The organism is Psychrobacter sp. 1U2 (genome assembly GCF_051847575.1).
This window is the reverse complement of record NZ_JBPYDC010001491.1, coordinates 1-590: the sequence shown is the minus strand read 5'-3', so window position 1 is coordinate 590 and position 590 is coordinate 1. Positions and strand designations below refer to the sequence as shown.

The following is a 590-nucleotide window of genomic DNA, read 5'->3' as shown; positions in this document are numbered from 1 at the left end:
GTATATGGCAGAACAAGCCGAAGCGCTTGCCAAGACTTATCCTGACCTATTAAAAGTGAGCGTACTTGGTGAAGATGAGATGTCAGCGCTAGGTATGGAGTGCTTTTTAGCAGTGGCTAAGGGCTCTACCAAAGAAGGTAAGCTGGTACTTATGGAGTATCGCGGCAAATCTAATTTCAGTGCCGATGCTGACGCTAGCAAAGAGGCCACTAGTAGTGCGAAAGTTTCTGGCAGTTTAAAAGCATTGGCTGATAAATTACCAACCAAAACCTCTAATAAGAAAACGGCTAAAAATGCAGTTACCAGTAGCGATGATAATGCACAAGCTGTAAACGATGATGCTCCTATCGTGTTGGTCGGTAAAGGCATAACCTTTGACTCAGGTGGTATCTCAATCAAGCCTGGTGCGGCCATGGATGAGATGAAATTTGACATGGGCGGTTCAGCGTCTGTGCTTGGTACGCTCAAAGCCTTATGTGAAGCGCGTCTACCGATCAACGTTGTGGGCGCCCTCGCCTGCGCTGAAAATATGCCATCAGGCGATGCTACTCGCCCAGGGGATATCGTTAAAGCCATGAACGGTAAATCAG

The 590-nt window shown here is 47.3% G+C and carries 1 protein-coding gene; it reads left to right on the top strand.

Translation table 11 applies throughout. The features are described 5' to 3' along the window. Positions 1–590: M17 family metallopeptidase (locus tag ACS8FD_RS22795; RefSeq protein WP_459252179.1), on the top strand; the 590-nt coding region annotated here is incomplete at both ends.